Raw genomic sequence first — 15,096 nt, 5'->3', positions numbered from 1 at the left:
ACATGTTTAACCTTCGATCTTGGTCAGATCGGCCACGCTGGAACAGACCTGACGGATCTGGCTCAGCAGGTTCAGGCGGTTACGGCGCAGGATGTCATTGTCGGTGTTGACCTGAACATCCTCAAAGAACGCATCCACCGGGCCGCGCAAGCTTGCCATTGCGGACATTGCAGTCGGGAAATCTTCGGCCTTCAGGGCCGGATCGATCTTGGCCTGCGCCGCATCCAGCGCTGCGAACAGAGCCTTCTCGCTATCGGTTTCCGCAAACTTGATATCCGCACCATACGAGTACTCGACCCCGTCCTTTTCCTCGGCTTGGGTGAGGATATTGTTGGCGCGCTTGAAGCCCTGCACGAGGTTCTCGCCATCTTCAGTCGCGATCACTGCATTCAGGGCGCGGGCGCGTTTGACCAGCAGGTTGAGGTCGTCATTGCCCTCCATCGCGATACAGGCGTCGATGATGTCGTGCCGGATGCCCTCATCGCGCAGGAAGACCTTGAGGCGGTCGTGGAAGAAGGAGAGCAATTCCGAAGGCAAGCCAAATGGATCTTCAACCAAAATTGCATCAGCTTGGTCATCGCTGGCAATTCTCGCGCCGTTCCCCAATTCCTCAGAAAGCTCTGCTATTGGTTCGCTGGAAATTGGGCCATCCAAAACCATGTGGAAATGAAGGGCGCCCGCGATGTGAACAATGAGTTTGACGGACAGCTCATTCTCTAGAACCAAACGAATGATGCCCAGAGCAGCGCGTCGCAAAGCATATGGATCTTTCGACCCGGTTGGCTTCTCATCAATCGCCCAGAACCCGGTCAGCGTGTCCAGCTTGTCCGCTAGCGCCACAGTCACCGAGAGAGGTGCAGTCGGAACGTCATCAGACGGGCCCAACGGCGAGTAGTGCTCTTGCGCTACGGTGGCCACTGCGGCGTCTTCGCCTGCGGCCTCAACATAGTAGCGGCCCATAAGCCCCTGAAGTTCGGGGAATTCATAGACCATCTCGGAGCTCAGGTCGGCCTTGGCTAGACGGGCGGCTTTCTCTGCGACAACCGGTTCGGCACCCGCAATCGGAGCCAGTTCGCGTGCTAGTGCTGCAATACGTTCAATCCGCTCGGCTTGAGTACCCAGCTTGTTGTGAAAGGTCACATTCTCCAGCGCGCGGGTCCATTGGGCGATGTCCGTTTTGGCGACACGCAGGTCGTTCTCCCAAAAGAATTTGGCATCCGCCAGACGGGCCGAAAGCACCTTCTGGTTCCCCGCCAGAATGGTCGCGCCATTGTCGGTGGTTTCGCGGTTGGCGACGGTGACGAAACGCTCGATCCGGCCGGTTTTCGGATTCCGGATCGAAAAGAACTTCTGATGCTCTTTCATCGAGGTTTGCAGAACCTCGGGCGGTAGTTCAAGGAATTCGTCGTCGATCTGCCCCATCAGGACCACCGGCCATTCGACCAGCCCGGCAACCTCGGCCAGCAACCCTTTGTCCTCGACCACTTCCAGACCGGCAGCAAAGGCCATGTTCTGGGCATCGTTCCAGATATGTTCGGCCCGCTCTTCGGGTGACAAAACAACAAAGGCGCGTTTCAGCTTGGCGGAATAATCCTCAAACGAGGTCACAGAAAACCGGCCCGGAGCCATAAAGCGATGGCCCTCGGTCGTATCGCCCGATTTGATCCCTTCGACCTCCATCGGCACCACCTGGGCGCCGGCCTCATCGGACAGAATACATAGGATCGAGTGCAACGGGCGCACCCAGCGCATCCCGCCACTGCCCCAACGCATGGATTTAGGCCACGGAAAGTTCCGGATCGTGGCCTCAAGCACCTCGGCCACGATATCTGCCGCCGGACGGCCGGGCTTTTCAATGGTGGCGAAATAGACAGCGCCTTTGGGCGTGTCGCGTTCTTCCAGCTGGTCGCGGGTCAGACCTGCGCCGCGCAGGAACCCTTCGATGGCCTTATCCGGCGCGCCAACCTTGGGGCCTTTTCGCTCTTCTCGGATTGTCGGGCTTTCCGCCAGCAACCCTTCGACCGCCAGCGTCAGACGGCGCGGTGTGGTCAGTGCTGCAGCCCCAGCATAGGTCAGACCGGCCTCGACCAGACCATCGGTTATCCGCTTTTTCAGATCCTCACCCGCACGGCTTTGCATGCGCGCGGGGATTTCCTCGGAAAACAGTTCGATCAGCAGGTCGGGCATTTTCGGTCCTTAGAAATTTACAATCGTCTGAATGACGATGGCATTGGCGATATCCACAAAGAATGCGGATACAAGGGGGAGCACGATAAAGGCAATAGGCGACGGACCATATCGCTTGGTTACAGCGGTCATATTGGCAATTGCCGTGGGTGTGGCGCCCAGCGCAAAGCCCCCGAATCCGGCAGCCAGCACCGCGGCACGGTAATTTCCGCCCATCAGCGGGAACAGAACCCAGATTACAAAGGCAACCGCAAATAGCGTCTGCGCGGCCATGATGACCGCGATCGCCATGCCAAGCTCGGCAATCGTCCACAACTGCAGGCTCATCAGCGACATCGCGAGAAAAGCGCCCAGCGCAAATTCAGAGATCAGCGCCAAAGACGGGGTGCGCGACACCGGAGGGGCCGAAGGTGCAATCGCGCTCCGCAGGTTCGAGATCACGATCCCCATGATCAAGCAAGGGACAAACAATGGCAGTTTCAGGCCCGCCGCCTGAATTGCCTCACCCAAAACAAAGCCCGATATGATCGCAAGGTTCAGATACAGCAGAACCCGCATGATCGTCAGATGATCAATATCGTTGGGTTGTTCAGTGGTTTCCTTTGGCAAACCGACGGTATGTTCCTCATCCGGGCGTTCCGGGCTCAGGTCACGACCCTCGATCAGCAAGCGACCAATCGGACCACCAACCAAAGCGGCCAGCACGAGGCCTAACGTGGCGACCGCCACACCAAGCTCGGTTGCGCCATCAAGACCAGTGGCTTGTGCAACATCGGGGGCCCAGGCAATCGCCGTACCGTGCCCCCCAATCAGTGCAGCCGAGCCGAACAGAACGCCAGACTGGGCCGGGTATCCAAAGAACAATGCCCCCGCCGCACCAATCAGGTTCTGGAATACAATCGTGACCAAAGTCAGAAGCAGGAGGATCAGCAAAGGCTTACCACCCGCGATCAGGTCTGACAGCCGGGCGTTGAGACCGATCCCGGCAAAGAACAGCACCAGCAGGAAATCCCGGGTATCCAATTCAAATGAAAGTTCTACGCCAAACAGAAGATACAGCAACAGCACCACAAGCGATGCCAACAGCCCGCCAGTGACAGGCTCGGGGATATTGAAGCTGCGCAGGGTCGCGACGCGGGCATTGATCTCGGCGCCCAGAAGATAGACGGCGAAGCCCAGCGTTGCGGTCAGAAAGTCTGGGATCTCAAGCGTGTATCCCATGTTGCTCCCTCAATTCTGCGGTCTGGGCGGACATTCCTCGCCAACGACAGTGCCATCATAGGCTTTCTCGCCGCAATTGTTCAGTGAATGCCAGATGTAACCTTTGCCATCCTCTGTCACTGCTACGATCCGATCAACACCGTAGTGGATGTTCTTGGTGCCGATAAAGGCGCTCGCCTTTCCGGATTTCAGTGCATCCGCAAGGGAAACGGCATCGTAACAATCAAACCAACCCGGCGCAGTCAGTGGTTCCGGCTTCTCTGCGGGCATGAATGCTTCGGCCAACTGATCCGGTCTCAGATCGGTTTCGAAACATGCACGGAACCGGATCGGAGAGCTGTCGGCATCAATCGCCTGAAACTGGCTGTATTCGATGGGTTCGGCCTGCTCGGTCGTCGCAGACAGCAACACCACGTCCTCACCAGGCTTGGGTTCGACCTCATAGTAAAACCCATAAACCTGCAGGTAATACATGCCAACACCAGCGGTGACGGCGCACACCACAAGAATGATTGCCAACAGTTTTCCTGTCATCAGTCTGCTCTCCTGCTCATGCCGCCTCTTTCAAGATCGTTGAAAATAGGACAGGTTTAAAGCCAATACAGTTGGTTACGAGGCTCTTTGAATGGATACGACCCTTGCCGTGGGATTTTTTGGCGCGCTGTTCGCGATCATGAACCCGATTACAAATCTGCCGGTGTTTCTGAGCGTGACAGATGGTCTTTCGGTTTCGGACCAAAGAAAGGTCGCTGTAAAAACATCGCTTTACTGCCTGATCCTCGGCAGTGCCTTTGCGGCCATCGGCAGTCAGGCTCTTGGCCTGTTTGGTATCAGCGTTGACGATCTGCGTGTTGCGGGCGGCCTGGTGGTTCTCATGATCGGGTTGAACATGCTGAACGGTGGCGAAAGCAGCTCGCATCACGGCACCGAAAGCGAAAAGCAATCCTACCCTGCCCCCGAAACCGTCGCCTTCTACCCGCTGGCCTTTCCGATCCTCGTGGGTCCGGGCACGATCACAACTCTGATCCTTTATGCCCATCATATATCCGGGCCGGCTGATGCGATTGCCTTTGCCGTCGTCTTTCTGGGTGTAGTGTTCTTGTTGCTGGCAACCTTCTGGAACGCCTCCACGATTGCGCAACGCTTGTCCGAGAACGCACGTGTGATCATGAGCCGCTTCATGGGCATGATCCTGTCGGCCATCGCAATCAGCATGATCGCGGACGGCCTCAAGGCATTGCTTCCGGGGCTTGCCTGAATGGCCCATCAGGCCACGTGCCCAGCGGCCTCTGTCTGAACAAACGCATCCGCGCATTGCTTGGCCAGTGCGCGGACGCGCCCGATATAAGCCTGCCGCTCGGTCACCGAGATCACTCCGCGCGCGTCCAGCAGGTTGAAGATATGGCTCGCCTTGATGCACTGGTCATAGGCGGGATGCGCCATGATGATGCGTTTGCCGGTCTTGGGATCGTCATGCTCCTGCGCCAGGATGGCCGCACACTCGGCTTCAGCTTCTTCGAAGTGACGCAACAGAACCTCGGTGTTGGCCACGTCAAAGTTCCAGCGGGCGTATTCCTCTTCGGTCTGCTTGAAGATGTCGCCATAGGTCAGCGGGCTGGGCGATTGCGGATCATTGAATGGCATGTCCATTACATGATCGATACCCAGCACATACATCGCCAGACGCTCGAGACCATAGGTCAGTTCACCAGAGACAGGTGCACAATCATGGCCACCAACCTGCTGGAAATATGTAAACTGGCTGACTTCCATCCCGTCACACCAAACCTCCCAGCCCAGACCCCAGGCACCCAATGTCGGGCTTTCCCAGTCATCCTCGACAAAGCGGATATCGTGCAGTTCCATATCGATGCCGATGGCCTGCAATGAACCCAGATACAACTCCTGAAGATCCGGCGGACTGGGTTTGATCAGCACCTGATACTGGTAGTAGTGTTGCAACCGGTTCGGGTTTTCGCCATAACGCCCATCCGTCGGACGGCGTGAGGGCTGAACATAGGCTGCTGCCCATGCTTTTGACCCCAAAGCACGCAGTGTCGTCGCCGGGTGGAACGTACCAGCACCAACTTCCATGTCATAAGGCTGAAGGATCGCGCAACCCTTCGACGCCCAATAGGTCTGAAGCCGCAGGATAATCTCCTGAAATGAACGTGGTGCGCTGGACGTATCGGTCATGACATTCCCTTTGGACGCGTCAGCGCCCGGTTCCGGTCGGTTTTGCCCTTCCTATGCAAGGGGCCAAGGGGCGTCAACGGGCCAATGGCACGATGCTGTCACTGCGCGGCCACACCAGAAATTCCCCGTATTCCAACCATGGCGTTCAGCACATTAAATCGCGTAATCTGCGCCAAAGATAAAACACTGCATAACACGGGCAGAAAATGACACGCGCATTAACGGCAATTCTATTCCTTTTTCTCTTCGGCCTTCGGGCTGCTTTCGCGCAACAGGATCAGGGCGTCTGGCTCCAGGTCGAGGCGCAACCCTCGCTGCGCGAGGCGCAGGATCGCGCACAAGCGTATTCCAGCACCCTGCCCGACGTGAACGGCTTTCGCCTGAACAGTGGCTGGTATGCGATTGTAATCGGGCCCTATCTGCGTGACGACGCCGAACAGGTTTTGCGCGTTTACCGGGCCGAAGGTCAGATCCCTGCTGACAGCTTCATCGCATTTTCCAATTCGCTGGGACAGCAGTTCTGGCCGATCGGTGCCAACATCCTGGACCGAGGGGCGATAACGCCACCCGTTCAACCTGAAACTCAGCCTGAGCAACCTCAGGCCGCACTGTCACAGGAATCAGACGAAACCCGTTCTGAGGCTCTGCAGGGTGAGCGGCTGCTGACTGCGCAAGAACGCAAGGATCTTCAGACCGCCCTGCAGGCTGCAGGCTTCTACAACTCCACAATCGACGGTGCATTTGGACAGGGAACGCGCCGCTCCATGGGGGATTGGCAGCGCTTCAACGGTTATGAGCCGACTGGCGTTCTGACGACACTGCAGCGCAAGACGCTGATGGACGATTACAACGCTCCGTTGATCAGCGCTGGTATGGAGCGCCACTCTGATACTCAAGCAGGCATCGAACTGGATCTGCCATTGGGCTTGGTTGCCTTTGATCGGTATGAGGCACCTTTTGTTCACTTCAAACCAACCACCGATTTCAACGCCCAGGCACTGTTGATCAGCCAGGAAGGCAGCAAATCGACATTGCGCGCGCTTTATGAGGTTATGCAGTCCCTGAAAATCGTCCCGCTGGATGGTCCTCGCGAGCTGCGTGGTGACAGCTTCACCCTGGAAGGGCGCGGAAACGGTATTGTCTCGTATACTCAGGCCGCACTGAAGGATGGTAAGATCAAAGGCTTTACGCTGGTTTGGCCCGAAGGAGACGAAGCCCGCCGTGCACGCGTTCTGGCAGCCATGAGGTCCAGTCTAAGCACCACCGATGCCGTGTTGGATGCCAGCGCCGGAGCGGATGCCGAGCAGCGCATCGATCTTGTTTCAGGCTTGCAAATTCGCAAGCCCCGCCTGTCCCGCTCGGGCTTTTTTGCTGACGCGAATGGTGCGGTTCTGACCGTTGCCGAAGCTGCCAACAGCTGCACCCGTGTAACACTGGACGGCGATCAGGAGCTGCAGGTGGCCTGGACAGATGCCGATCTTGGCATTTCGGTTCTGCGCCCCATTCGGACGCTCGCTCCGATGAGTGTCGCAGAATTCAGTGCCAGCCAGCCTCGCATTCAGTCCGAGGTCGCTGTTTCGGGGTATTCGTACGAAGGTGCGCTGGGCGCTCCGACGCTGACATACGGACAGGTTGCCGATATCCGGGGCCTGAATGGTGAGGAAGGCGTGAAACGCCTGTCTCTGGTTGCTCAGCCCGGCGATGCTGGCGGGCCAGTGTTTGACGGCAGCGGCAATGTTGTCGGCATGCTGCTGCCCACCGCTTCGGAAGGTCGTACCCTGCCCGACACGGTCAGTCTGGCGGCCGGAGCAGATCGTCTGAACGAGGTTCTGACCAAGGCAGGTGTCTCGGGTCAGTCGGGACAGGAAACAGCACAGATTTCGCCGAACGAACTGAGCCGTCGCGCCACTCGTATGACCGTACTGGTTCACTGCTGGGATTAAGCAGTTAGCGACTCCCAACAAAAAACGGCGCCGCAAGTGATTGCGGCGCCGTTTCTTTTTCGGAGAAGTTCAAAGCACGTCTGGCGTCACCCGAATAAGGGTGGGTACTGGCGCATCGAAAGCCGCGCGGACAGCTGCTTGCATTTCTTCAAGACTATTAGGATTGGCAGATCGCGCGCCATATGCCTCGGCCAGTCGGCAAAAGTCAGGATTGCGCGCGACGACCGCATTCGGGGCGATCTGACCCCGCACCATGCTGTCTTCGATCTCTTTCAGCTTGCCATTGTCCCAAAGGATGATGGGCAAAGATAAGCCCAACTCAACTGCGGCACCCAGCTCCTGCATCGTGTACTGGAAACCATAGTCACCCGCGATTACGGCTGTCGGTTTGCCACGGCGGGCCACCGCTCCTCCAATACCAGCGGGCAGCGCATAGCCCAGTGTCCCAAACCCGGTTGGGTGATGCCAGTGATAGGGAAGTGATACATCCCAAATCTCTTTGGCGACATAGGCAAACTGGGTCATGTCCGAATAGATCATGGTCTCGGCAGGCATCGCCTCGCGCAGCGCATCTGCGACCGGCACAATGCCGGGTCGTTCGGCATCAACCTCTGACCGCCACCGCGCGCGGGCTACAGCCACTTCCTCATGGGTCCAGCCTGTGGCAGGTTTCGCGTTTTCGGTAGCTGCCCACAATGCGTGAGCAAAGCTTTCACCATCGACCTGCAATTTGACAGATGCACGGTGATGATCCGACAACACCTCGGGATCCAGATCTACACGTACCAGATTAGCAGTGTGGCCAAGGTCACGACGCCACAAGTCGACCTCGCCCAGTTCCGCTCCAACAGCGATTACAAGATCTGCCGACGCAATCACGTCAGCGCTCCCCGGGCGCGGCAACATTGCACCAAAATCCAACGCATAGCCGGTGCCCACCAGACCCCGCCCGGCATAGGTGGTGAAACATGCAGCGCCAAGCTGGTTCAAGATCTGACGCCATAGGTTGGAACGACAGCCGCCGCCCAGAATAAACAATGGACGCTTTGCGATGTTCAGCAGCGACATGACAGACGAAATGTCCGGTGGTGACGCCTTGGTGCGCAGCGCGGGTTGGTTCGGGAATGGGGCAGGATCAGCGCTTGCTTCCAACTGCACAATAGGCACCTGAATGTGTTTGGGCCGAGGGCGACAAAGTTCGAATTCTTCAAAGGCGCGTTCGATCAGACCATAGGCGGATTGAGCATCGTTCGCCTGAACGGACCAGTCAGTTACGGTTTCCGCAGCCGCGCGCTGATCCTTCATCTGGTGCAACTGCCCGCGCTGCGCCTGTGTTTCGTCAAGACATGAAGACAGGACCAACACAGGAACCGAGTCAGTATAGGCCTGTCCCATCGGTGTCATCGTGTTGCACAATCCGGGTCCGGTGATCACATAAGCGACGCCGGGCTTGCCTGTCGCTCGGGCATATCCATCTGCCATGAACCCCGCACCCTGTTCGTGCCGCGCAAGAACATGCGTAATCCCAGCCTCCTCGATACCGCGATACATTTCCTGATTGTGCACACCGGGAATGCCAAAGATCACATCAACGCCGCGATCCTTCAGCATGTGCGAGATTTGCGCACCAAGGGGTCTTTTCATCAGCCTCTCCAGAATTGAACGGTAAAGATTGCATAAACGGCCAGCAGCTCAAGACGGCCTACCAGCATTCCGATTGTCAGCAGCCACTTTGCAGTGTCATTGAGATTGGCAAAGTTGCCTGCCGGACCAATCTGATCACCCAGACCCGGCCCCACATTGGCCAAAGCGGTCGCGGCACCAGATACCGATGTAATGAAATCCAGTCCCGTCAGCGCCAATGCCCAGGACAGGATGCCCATCGATAGCGCGAAGAACATAAAGAAGCTCATGACTGAGGTCAGAACGTCAGGCCCGATTGTACGACCATCATACTGGGGCAGAAAAACACCATGTGGCGAACGGATTCTGCGGATCTGCGTTTTGATCGAGGCAAACAGCAACTGATACCGGAAGACCTTGATGGAACAGGCAGTCGATCCCGCACATCCACCGATCAATCCGATCAAAAAGAACAACATAATCGGAAAGCTGCCCCATCCCATATAGTCGACACTGGCATATCCGGTGCCAGAGATGATCGAGGTAATGTTGAACAAGGATTCTCGGAAAGCCTGTTCCCAATGGTGCGGGAAAACCGATGTCAGGAACACTGACATGATCACGACCAGTACGACAATCGTCGCCAGAAAGGCGCGTATCTGGCTGTCCTGCCAGAGGGAGTTGGTGTTGCCATTAGCGAACTGCACATAGCGAACAAAAGGCAATGCAGCCAGGATCATAAAGATCGAAGCAGCGTATTCAGCGGGGCCAGAAAAAGTCCCGAACGAGGCATCGTAGTTGGAAAACCCACCCGTCGAAACGGTTGTAAACGCGTGCACCAGTGCATCGAAAAAGCTCATCCCCAGCCCGGCATAAACCAGCACGCAAACAAAGGTGAGAAAAACGTAGATCATCGATATCTGACCAGCGATCTCCTGCGCACGTGGCAGGATTTTCCCCATGGTTTCAAATCCTTCCGAGCGGAAGATCTGCATCCCCCCCACCCGAAGCTCGGGCAGAAAAACCATGGCGACAACGATGATCCCGATACCGCCCAACCACTGCAGGATACCTCGCCACAACAACAATCCGCGCGGTAGGCTATCCAGCCCGGAAATGACGGTTGAGCCGGTTGTGGTCAGACCCGACATCGCTTCAAAATAGGCGTCGACGAACCTCAGCTCAGTTTCGCCGAATATGAAAGGGATCGATCCGAACACAGGCAATGCCACCCAAACGCCCGAGGTCAGCAAAAAGGTCTGACGGATCGTCAGACCTTCGCCCACGCCGTTGGAACAGCTGATGGCAAGCACCGTACCTGTCAGCAGGGTAATCACCGCACTTTCAAAGAATACATGCCATTCGCCACGGCCCTCGATCAGGTCCGCGAGCATAGGTAGCAGCATGGTCGCCCCAAGAATGGCGACCAGCAGGCCAATCACATATCCAACCGGGCGAAGGTCCATCATGACGGGCAGCGTTGGCCCGCCTTCCCGATCATGTCAAGCAGATGATCGGGGATTACTCTTCGCTTTTGTCAGATGTCCCCGGCATCACCGGTGGTTTTGAAGGCGCACGGGTTCTGCGGGCGGCTGGCTTGACCGTAGACGTTGTCGCCACGGCAGGCGCTTTTGCGGCCTGTTTGGGCGTGGAAGTTGCGGTTTTGCGAGCACGAGCGACGGGTTTGGCGACTTTTGGTTTCGGCTCGACCGCAGGTGTTTCTGTGACAGGCTTTGGCGTGACCTCGGGTTTCGGAGCGCTCGTTGCCTGAACCACCGCAGGTTTCGGCGCGTTGGCAGCGGGTTTCTCTTGGACCGAAGCAGCTTTGGGTGCTGTGTTTGCTCTGGCAGCGGGCCTTGCTGCAGCACGTCCGCCCGTGGCGCGTGGTTTTGCTGGTGGCTTGGTCTGCACGCGCGGTTTAGGTTTCGGTGTCGCGATCGTTTCTGCCTCCGTACCAGTGACCTCAGCAGCTTTCGCCTTGGGTGCGACTGGTTTCGCGGGCTTGGCAGTGGCGGCCGGTTGTACAGCCTTTTTAGCTGCTGGCTTGGCACGCTTTGGCGCAGGCGTCGGTGCCGACGCGGCCTCGTGCAGGGCATTAATCGGAGCCATCGGGATTTCAAAGGCCGAGTGAGCCATGATCTGCATGATTTTCATCTGGTTGGCCATTGCATAGCCGGCCAACCGAAAAGCTGCGGCTTGAAACTCAAGCTGCTGGGTAATCGGGTTCATTACTTATTTCTCCTGTGAATGCCATGCAGCCAGGAAAAGAGTGTGAAGCGCCCTGCCCGCTCCGATTTCTCGGGCGGCGACTTTGGTATTGCAGTCCAAGGCGTCGCACGTCTCGGCTTCCTTTCGGGGCAGCACACCATATCAGGCGCTGGCATGCCGCAGCTGCATTCAGCAGCAGCCTAACCCGAAGCACATCGCAATTGCAGCATTATTCGCTGCAATGCGGCAATAAAGCGCCGATTTGGAGATATGGTGCCCAATTGATCCGCTAGTACGCGCAATCACCCAACATGGAACAGGGTGGTGAACAGCCTTGGGTCCAGACTTGCAGAGGCAAAAGTTGGACCTTCTGTCAGGATCGAAACAGCATCGTGGCTATGCAGACTTTCCTGATGGCTTGCGATAACTCGGAAATCCCCGACATGATGATCGGCCAGCAGTTCGGCACAGAAAAGGCGCGCGGCATCTTCTACAAAGATCGGATTGGCGGCGTTCAGTTCGGCAAAGGCCTGCTCGTCCTCACGCTTGACCATGACCTGAGTTTCGGTCGGTACGGCACGACGGCACAATGCGATCAGATCTTCAAACCATAGACAATCAGCGTCGCAGTCTACCACAACCGATATACGAGCAACCGACCGCTGCGAGTGCGGCGTCGCCAATTGGCCGCGCATCGAACGTGCATGCTCGCTGAGTTCCAACGAACATGGGCAGGTTGACGAATAAACATAGTCCAGATGCATGATCTTCTGGCGCACACCGTTCTGTTCAACCAGTTCCAGCGCGATATCGTAATACTGATAGCCTTCCAGCCCGGATCGCAGGCTTTTCACCCGGTCAGGATAGGAAAAGCGCATCTGAATCCGAGCATCAAAACTGTCCAGATCAGTCATGTAGTCGCTCAGCGCCGCTTCCATAACCTCAAAGCTGAAAGTGCGTTCGGCATGTTTGTAGAATGAACGCATGATCCGGGACATGTTGATGCCCTTCTTTTCAGCCTCCAGACTCACAGTGCCGGTAATCGAGGTCTCAAGCGTCAGATCTTCACCATGCTTACGGTGAAAACGGATCGGCAGTCGGAAGTTGGAAATACCGACATGCTGAATCTGCTGCTTGGCCCCGCGGATCAAGCTGGACGGACCATTCTGCAGATCCGGCAGTGTATCCCGATAAGCTTCGGAGATTTCAAAACCCTCGGGATATTCACGCGACAGCGAAGGATAGTTCACCGGCGCCAAGCCAGGCACCAGACGCGACACGGCCGGATCAAGCTGACTAATCTCAGCAGCAGATGCAGACTCCGCCCAATGGCGCAGCACCTTAAGTGCAGCGGCTGCTTCGTCGCGATCAGGTGTCTCGTCAATGTCGCGCGAGTGAATATTCATAGGCTGCGGTTCCTCGGTTGGTCGCCGGAATATATACGACTGCAGTTGTTTTTCCAGTCTAGCCTTGTACGTGCGAGTTAGCAGGCCGGATCAATAAAGAGTAGAGCAAAATCGTCACTTTCCGAGCGAATGCGCCACGTAACTAACAGTCAAGGACAGGATCGGTGGATACCCAAAGTCTGGCAATTAAACCTTGTCGCAAACGGAACAGTATCGAACGCGCTCAGATTCTAGCATTTCTGAAAACACAAGCATCGCTGTCAACAAGGGGATAACTATGCGCGATATTCTCGACCTCGACCGATTTCCCATCGACCGCCCAGGTAGTGCTGAGTGGAACAATCTTGTCGAAAACTGCCGCAATGACCTTGAGCAAGATGGTATGTTCAATCTTGACGGCTTGATGCGCGGCCAGATCGCGGCGCAAGCCGTTTCCGATATGGCACCCCGGTTCGAGAGCGAAGCGTTTCTGCATGAGCGTCGTCATAATATCTATTTCAAAAAGATCGCCGATCTTCCCGAAGGCCATCCTGACCTGCAGGAATTTCAAACTTCCAACCGGACGCTTTGCGCCGATCAGATCGATGGTTCCGCCTTGTTGCGTCTGTATGAATGGCCCGAATTTGCGCAGTTTCTGGCCGCGACGATGGGGAAACCCGCCCTGCATGTGATGGACGACCCGCTGGCGCGTGTGAACGTCATGTCATATCAGGAAGGGCAAGCACTGAACTGGCATTTCGACCGATCAGAGTTCACCACGACGATGTTGCTGCAGGCCCCGGATCAGGGAGGAGGCTTTGAGTACCGCACAGATCTGCGCAGTGATACTGACCCCAACTATGACGGTGTTGCACAACTGCTGAGCGGTGGTGACGATCAGAGCAAGATCATAACGCTTAGCCCGGGCACGCTAAACGTGTTCAAGGGAAAGAACACCGCCCACCGGGTAACCCCGGTTGGTGGCGACAAAGCCCGCGTAATCGCTGTCTTTTCTTATTACGAAAACCCCGGCGTCACCTTTACCGAAGCCGAGCGGATCGGTTTTTACGGACGCGCCTGAGGCAAATTCCCCCTGCAGCGAGTAAGCGCTGCAGGGTTGTCATTTAGTTCTGCGAAGCTTCCAGCGCTTGTTGGATGTCAGCCAGAAGATCCCCGGCATCTTCCAGACCAATCGAAAGACGGATCAGACCGGGTGTAATCCCCAGTTCGTCTTTCTGCTCATCACTCAGCCGCTGATGCGTAGTCGTGGCAGGATGAGTCGCGATAGATTTGGCATCCCCCAGGTTGTTCGAAATCACCGGAATGTTCATCGCATTCAGGAACGCAAAGGCCGCAGATTTTCCGCCCTTGATATCCAGCGACAAAACCGTGCCGCCCTTACCGCCCAACTGCGACTGGACCAGAGCATTTTGCGCATGCGTCTTGAGCCCCGGATACAGGGTACGCTCCAGCGCAGGATGGCCTTCCAATGCTTCGGCGATCTGCTGCGCAGTCTCAGCCTGGGCGTTGACGCGCAATGCGATGGTTTCCAGCCCCTTGAGCATGATCCATGCATTAAACGGGCTCAGCGCGCCACCTGTATGCTTCAGATACGGCTCAACAGTTCCGCGGATAAACTCCTTAGTTCCGATAATGACACCGCCCAGCGCACGTCCCTGACCGTCAATATGCTTGGTTGCGGAATAGACCACCACGTCTGCGCCCTGCTCAATCGCGCGGGAGAATACGGGCGTCGAGAATACATTGTCCACAACAACAGTCGCACCAACCGCATGCGCCAGCTTGGATACGGCAGCGATATCAATCACTTCCAGAGTGGGGTTCGACATCGACTCGAAGAAGACAGCTTTGGTATCCGGACGAATGGCCGCCTGCCACTGCTCAAGATCAGTGCCATCAACAAAGGTGACCTCAACCCCATAGCGGGCCAGGATGTTTTCGAGAATATAAAGACAGGAACCGAACAATGCCTTGGCCGAAACAACGTGATCGCCCGCCTTCAGCATGGAAGTCAGTGCACCATTGACCGCCGCCATACCCGATGCCGTGGCAAACGCATCCTCTCCGCCTTCCAGCGCAGCAATGCGCTGTTCGAACATCGAAACAGTGGGGTTGCCGTAACGGGCATAGATGAACTCGTCCGGGCCACATTCCAGAAAACGTGCCTCGGCCTGTTCAGCGTTGTCGTAGACAAAACCCTGCGTCAGGAAAATCGCCTCGCTCACCTCGTTGTACTGGCTGCGGCGAACGCCTCCATGGACGGCTTGGGTGCGTTTGTTCCAGTTCTCGCTCATCTCATTCCTTTCAGCCTC

13 protein-coding genes are annotated in these 15,096 nt (G+C 56.7%); 4 read left to right on the top strand and 9 right to left on the bottom strand.

The genetic code is table 11. The annotated features are described in order from the left end of the window. Nucleotides 1-6: 6 nt before the first annotated feature. The 3 genes from glyS to ACR0IO_RS05765 are packed head-to-tail and all read right to left on the bottom strand — an operon-like array spanning nucleotide 7 to nucleotide 3,942. Nucleotides 7-2,187 carry a glycine--tRNA ligase subunit beta gene (gene glyS / locus ACR0IO_RS05775; RefSeq protein WP_480740039.1) on the bottom strand — a complete coding sequence of 727 codons (2,181 nt, stop codon included), beginning with the start codon at nucleotides 2,185-2,187 and terminating at the stop codon, nucleotides 7-9. Between the two features lie 9 nt (nucleotides 2,188-2,196). Further along, the gene (gene gltS, locus ACR0IO_RS05770) at nucleotides 2,197-3,408 is read right to left on the bottom strand and encodes a sodium/glutamate symporter (RefSeq protein ID WP_480740037.1); all 1,212 of its coding nucleotides are present in this window, start codon (nucleotides 3,406-3,408) and stop codon (nucleotides 2,197-2,199) included. Nucleotides 3,409-3,417: 9 nt separating this feature from the next. After that, nucleotides 3,418-3,942, bottom strand: a complete 525-nt coding sequence (locus ACR0IO_RS05765; RefSeq protein ID WP_480740036.1) for a DUF6446 family protein — start codon at nucleotides 3,940-3,942, stop codon at nucleotides 3,418-3,420. 91 nt (nucleotides 3,943-4,033) lie between these two features. Here ACR0IO_RS05765 and ACR0IO_RS05760 point away from each other — a divergent pair, with 91 nt between their 5' ends. Further along, nucleotides 4,034-4,666, top strand: coding sequence for a MarC family protein (locus tag ACR0IO_RS05760; protein WP_480740034.1), 633 nt, complete (start codon nucleotides 4,034-4,036; stop codon nucleotides 4,664-4,666). A gap of 8 nt (nucleotides 4,667-4,674) precedes the next feature. Here the strand turns inward: ACR0IO_RS05760 and ACR0IO_RS05755 are convergent, their stop codons facing one another. Then, nucleotides 4,675-5,604 carry a glycine--tRNA ligase subunit alpha gene (locus tag ACR0IO_RS05755; RefSeq protein WP_155151404.1) on the bottom strand — a complete coding sequence of 310 codons (930 nt, stop codon included), beginning with the start codon at nucleotides 5,602-5,604 and terminating at the stop codon, nucleotides 4,675-4,677. Nucleotides 5,605-5,810: 206 nt separating this feature from the next. On the opposite strand from ACR0IO_RS05755, the gene ACR0IO_RS05750 reads away from it, so the two are divergent. After that, the gene (locus ACR0IO_RS05750; RefSeq protein WP_480740033.1) at nucleotides 5,811-7,547 is read left to right on the top strand and encodes a serine protease; all 1,737 of its coding nucleotides are present in this window, start codon (nucleotides 5,811-5,813) and stop codon (nucleotides 7,545-7,547) included. Between the two features lie 69 nt (nucleotides 7,548-7,616). On the opposite strand, the gene ACR0IO_RS05745 is transcribed toward ACR0IO_RS05750, so the two are convergent. The 3 genes from ACR0IO_RS05745 to ACR0IO_RS05735 are packed head-to-tail and all read right to left on the bottom strand — an operon-like array spanning nucleotide 7,617 to nucleotide 11,399. Then, entirely contained in the window at nucleotides 7,617-9,191 is a 1,575-nt protein-coding gene (locus tag ACR0IO_RS05745; protein ID WP_480740031.1) for a thiamine pyrophosphate-binding protein, read from the bottom strand. After that, nucleotides 9,191-10,639: a TrkH family potassium uptake protein gene (locus tag ACR0IO_RS05740; protein WP_170335103.1), complete on the bottom strand. Its 1,449-nt coding sequence runs from the start codon at nucleotides 10,637-10,639 to the stop codon at nucleotides 9,191-9,193. The genes ACR0IO_RS05745 and ACR0IO_RS05740 overlap by 1 nt, the downstream gene beginning before the upstream one ends. 52 nt (nucleotides 10,640-10,691) lie before the next feature. Further along, nucleotides 10,692-11,399: a hypothetical protein gene (locus ACR0IO_RS05735; RefSeq protein ID WP_480740029.1), complete on the bottom strand. Its 708-nt coding sequence runs from the start codon at nucleotides 11,397-11,399 to the stop codon at nucleotides 10,692-10,694. Between the two features lie 42 nt (nucleotides 11,400-11,441). Here ACR0IO_RS05735 and ACR0IO_RS05730 point away from each other — a divergent pair, with 42 nt between their 5' ends. After that, the gene (locus tag ACR0IO_RS05730; protein WP_480740028.1) at nucleotides 11,442-11,582 is read left to right on the top strand and encodes a hypothetical protein; all 141 of its coding nucleotides are present in this window, start codon (nucleotides 11,442-11,444) and stop codon (nucleotides 11,580-11,582) included. A gap of 98 nt (nucleotides 11,583-11,680) precedes the next feature. Here the strand turns inward: ACR0IO_RS05730 and folE2 are convergent, their stop codons facing one another. Continuing rightward, nucleotides 11,681-12,784, bottom strand: coding sequence for a GTP cyclohydrolase FolE2 (gene folE2 / locus ACR0IO_RS05725; protein ID WP_480740027.1), 1,104 nt, complete (start codon nucleotides 12,782-12,784; stop codon nucleotides 11,681-11,683). 277 nt (nucleotides 12,785-13,061) lie between these two features. Here folE2 and ACR0IO_RS05720 point away from each other — a divergent pair, with 277 nt between their 5' ends. Next, on the top strand, nucleotides 13,062-13,844 hold the full coding sequence (locus ACR0IO_RS05720; RefSeq protein WP_480740026.1) for a HalD/BesD family halogenase: 783 nt from the start codon (nucleotides 13,062-13,064) through the stop codon (nucleotides 13,842-13,844). Nucleotides 13,845-13,887: 43 nt separating this feature from the next. On the opposite strand, the gene metZ is transcribed toward ACR0IO_RS05720, so the two are convergent. Further along, the gene (gene metZ / locus ACR0IO_RS05715; protein WP_480740024.1) at nucleotides 13,888-15,078 is read right to left on the bottom strand and encodes an O-succinylhomoserine sulfhydrylase; all 1,191 of its coding nucleotides are present in this window, start codon (nucleotides 15,076-15,078) and stop codon (nucleotides 13,888-13,890) included. Between the last annotated feature and the right edge of the window lie 18 nt (nucleotides 15,079-15,096).

The organism is Ruegeria sp. CE12 (genome assembly GCF_056537525.1).
Note: the sequence above shows the minus strand (reverse complement) of the source record. Positions and strands in the feature narration are given on the sequence as shown.

Coding starts and splice junctions, on each gene's coding strand:
- ACR0IO_RS05740 (WP_170335103.1), bottom strand. CDS start 10,639: ATGATGGACCTTCGCCCGGTTGGATATGTGATTGGCCTGCTGGTCGCC.
- ACR0IO_RS05750 (WP_480740033.1), top strand. CDS start 5,811: ATGACACGCGCATTAACGGCAATTCTATTCCTTTTTCTCTTCGGCCTT.
- ACR0IO_RS05755 (WP_155151404.1), bottom strand. CDS start 5,604: ATGACCGATACGTCCAGCGCACCACGTTCATTTCAGGAGATTATCCTG.
- ACR0IO_RS05735 (WP_480740029.1), bottom strand. CDS start 11,399: ATGAACCCGATTACCCAGCAGCTTGAGTTTCAAGCCGCAGCTTTTCGG.
- gltS (WP_480740037.1), bottom strand. CDS start 3,408: ATGGGATACACGCTTGAGATCCCAGACTTTCTGACCGCAACGCTGGGC.
- metZ (WP_480740024.1), bottom strand. CDS start 15,078: ATGAGCGAGAACTGGAACAAACGCACCCAAGCCGTCCATGGAGGCGTT.
- ACR0IO_RS05760 (WP_480740034.1), top strand. CDS start 4,034: ATGGATACGACCCTTGCCGTGGGATTTTTTGGCGCGCTGTTCGCGATC.
- ACR0IO_RS05720 (WP_480740026.1), top strand. CDS start 13,062: ATGCGCGATATTCTCGACCTCGACCGATTTCCCATCGACCGCCCAGGT.
- ACR0IO_RS05765 (WP_480740036.1), bottom strand. CDS start 3,942: ATGACAGGAAAACTGTTGGCAATCATTCTTGTGGTGTGCGCCGTCACC.
- ACR0IO_RS05745 (WP_480740031.1), bottom strand. CDS start 9,191: ATGAAAAGACCCCTTGGTGCGCAAATCTCGCACATGCTGAAGGATCGC.
- glyS (WP_480740039.1), bottom strand. CDS start 2,187: ATGCCCGACCTGCTGATCGAACTGTTTTCCGAGGAAATCCCCGCGCGC.
- folE2 (WP_480740027.1), bottom strand. CDS start 12,784: ATGAATATTCACTCGCGCGACATTGACGAGACACCTGATCGCGACGAA.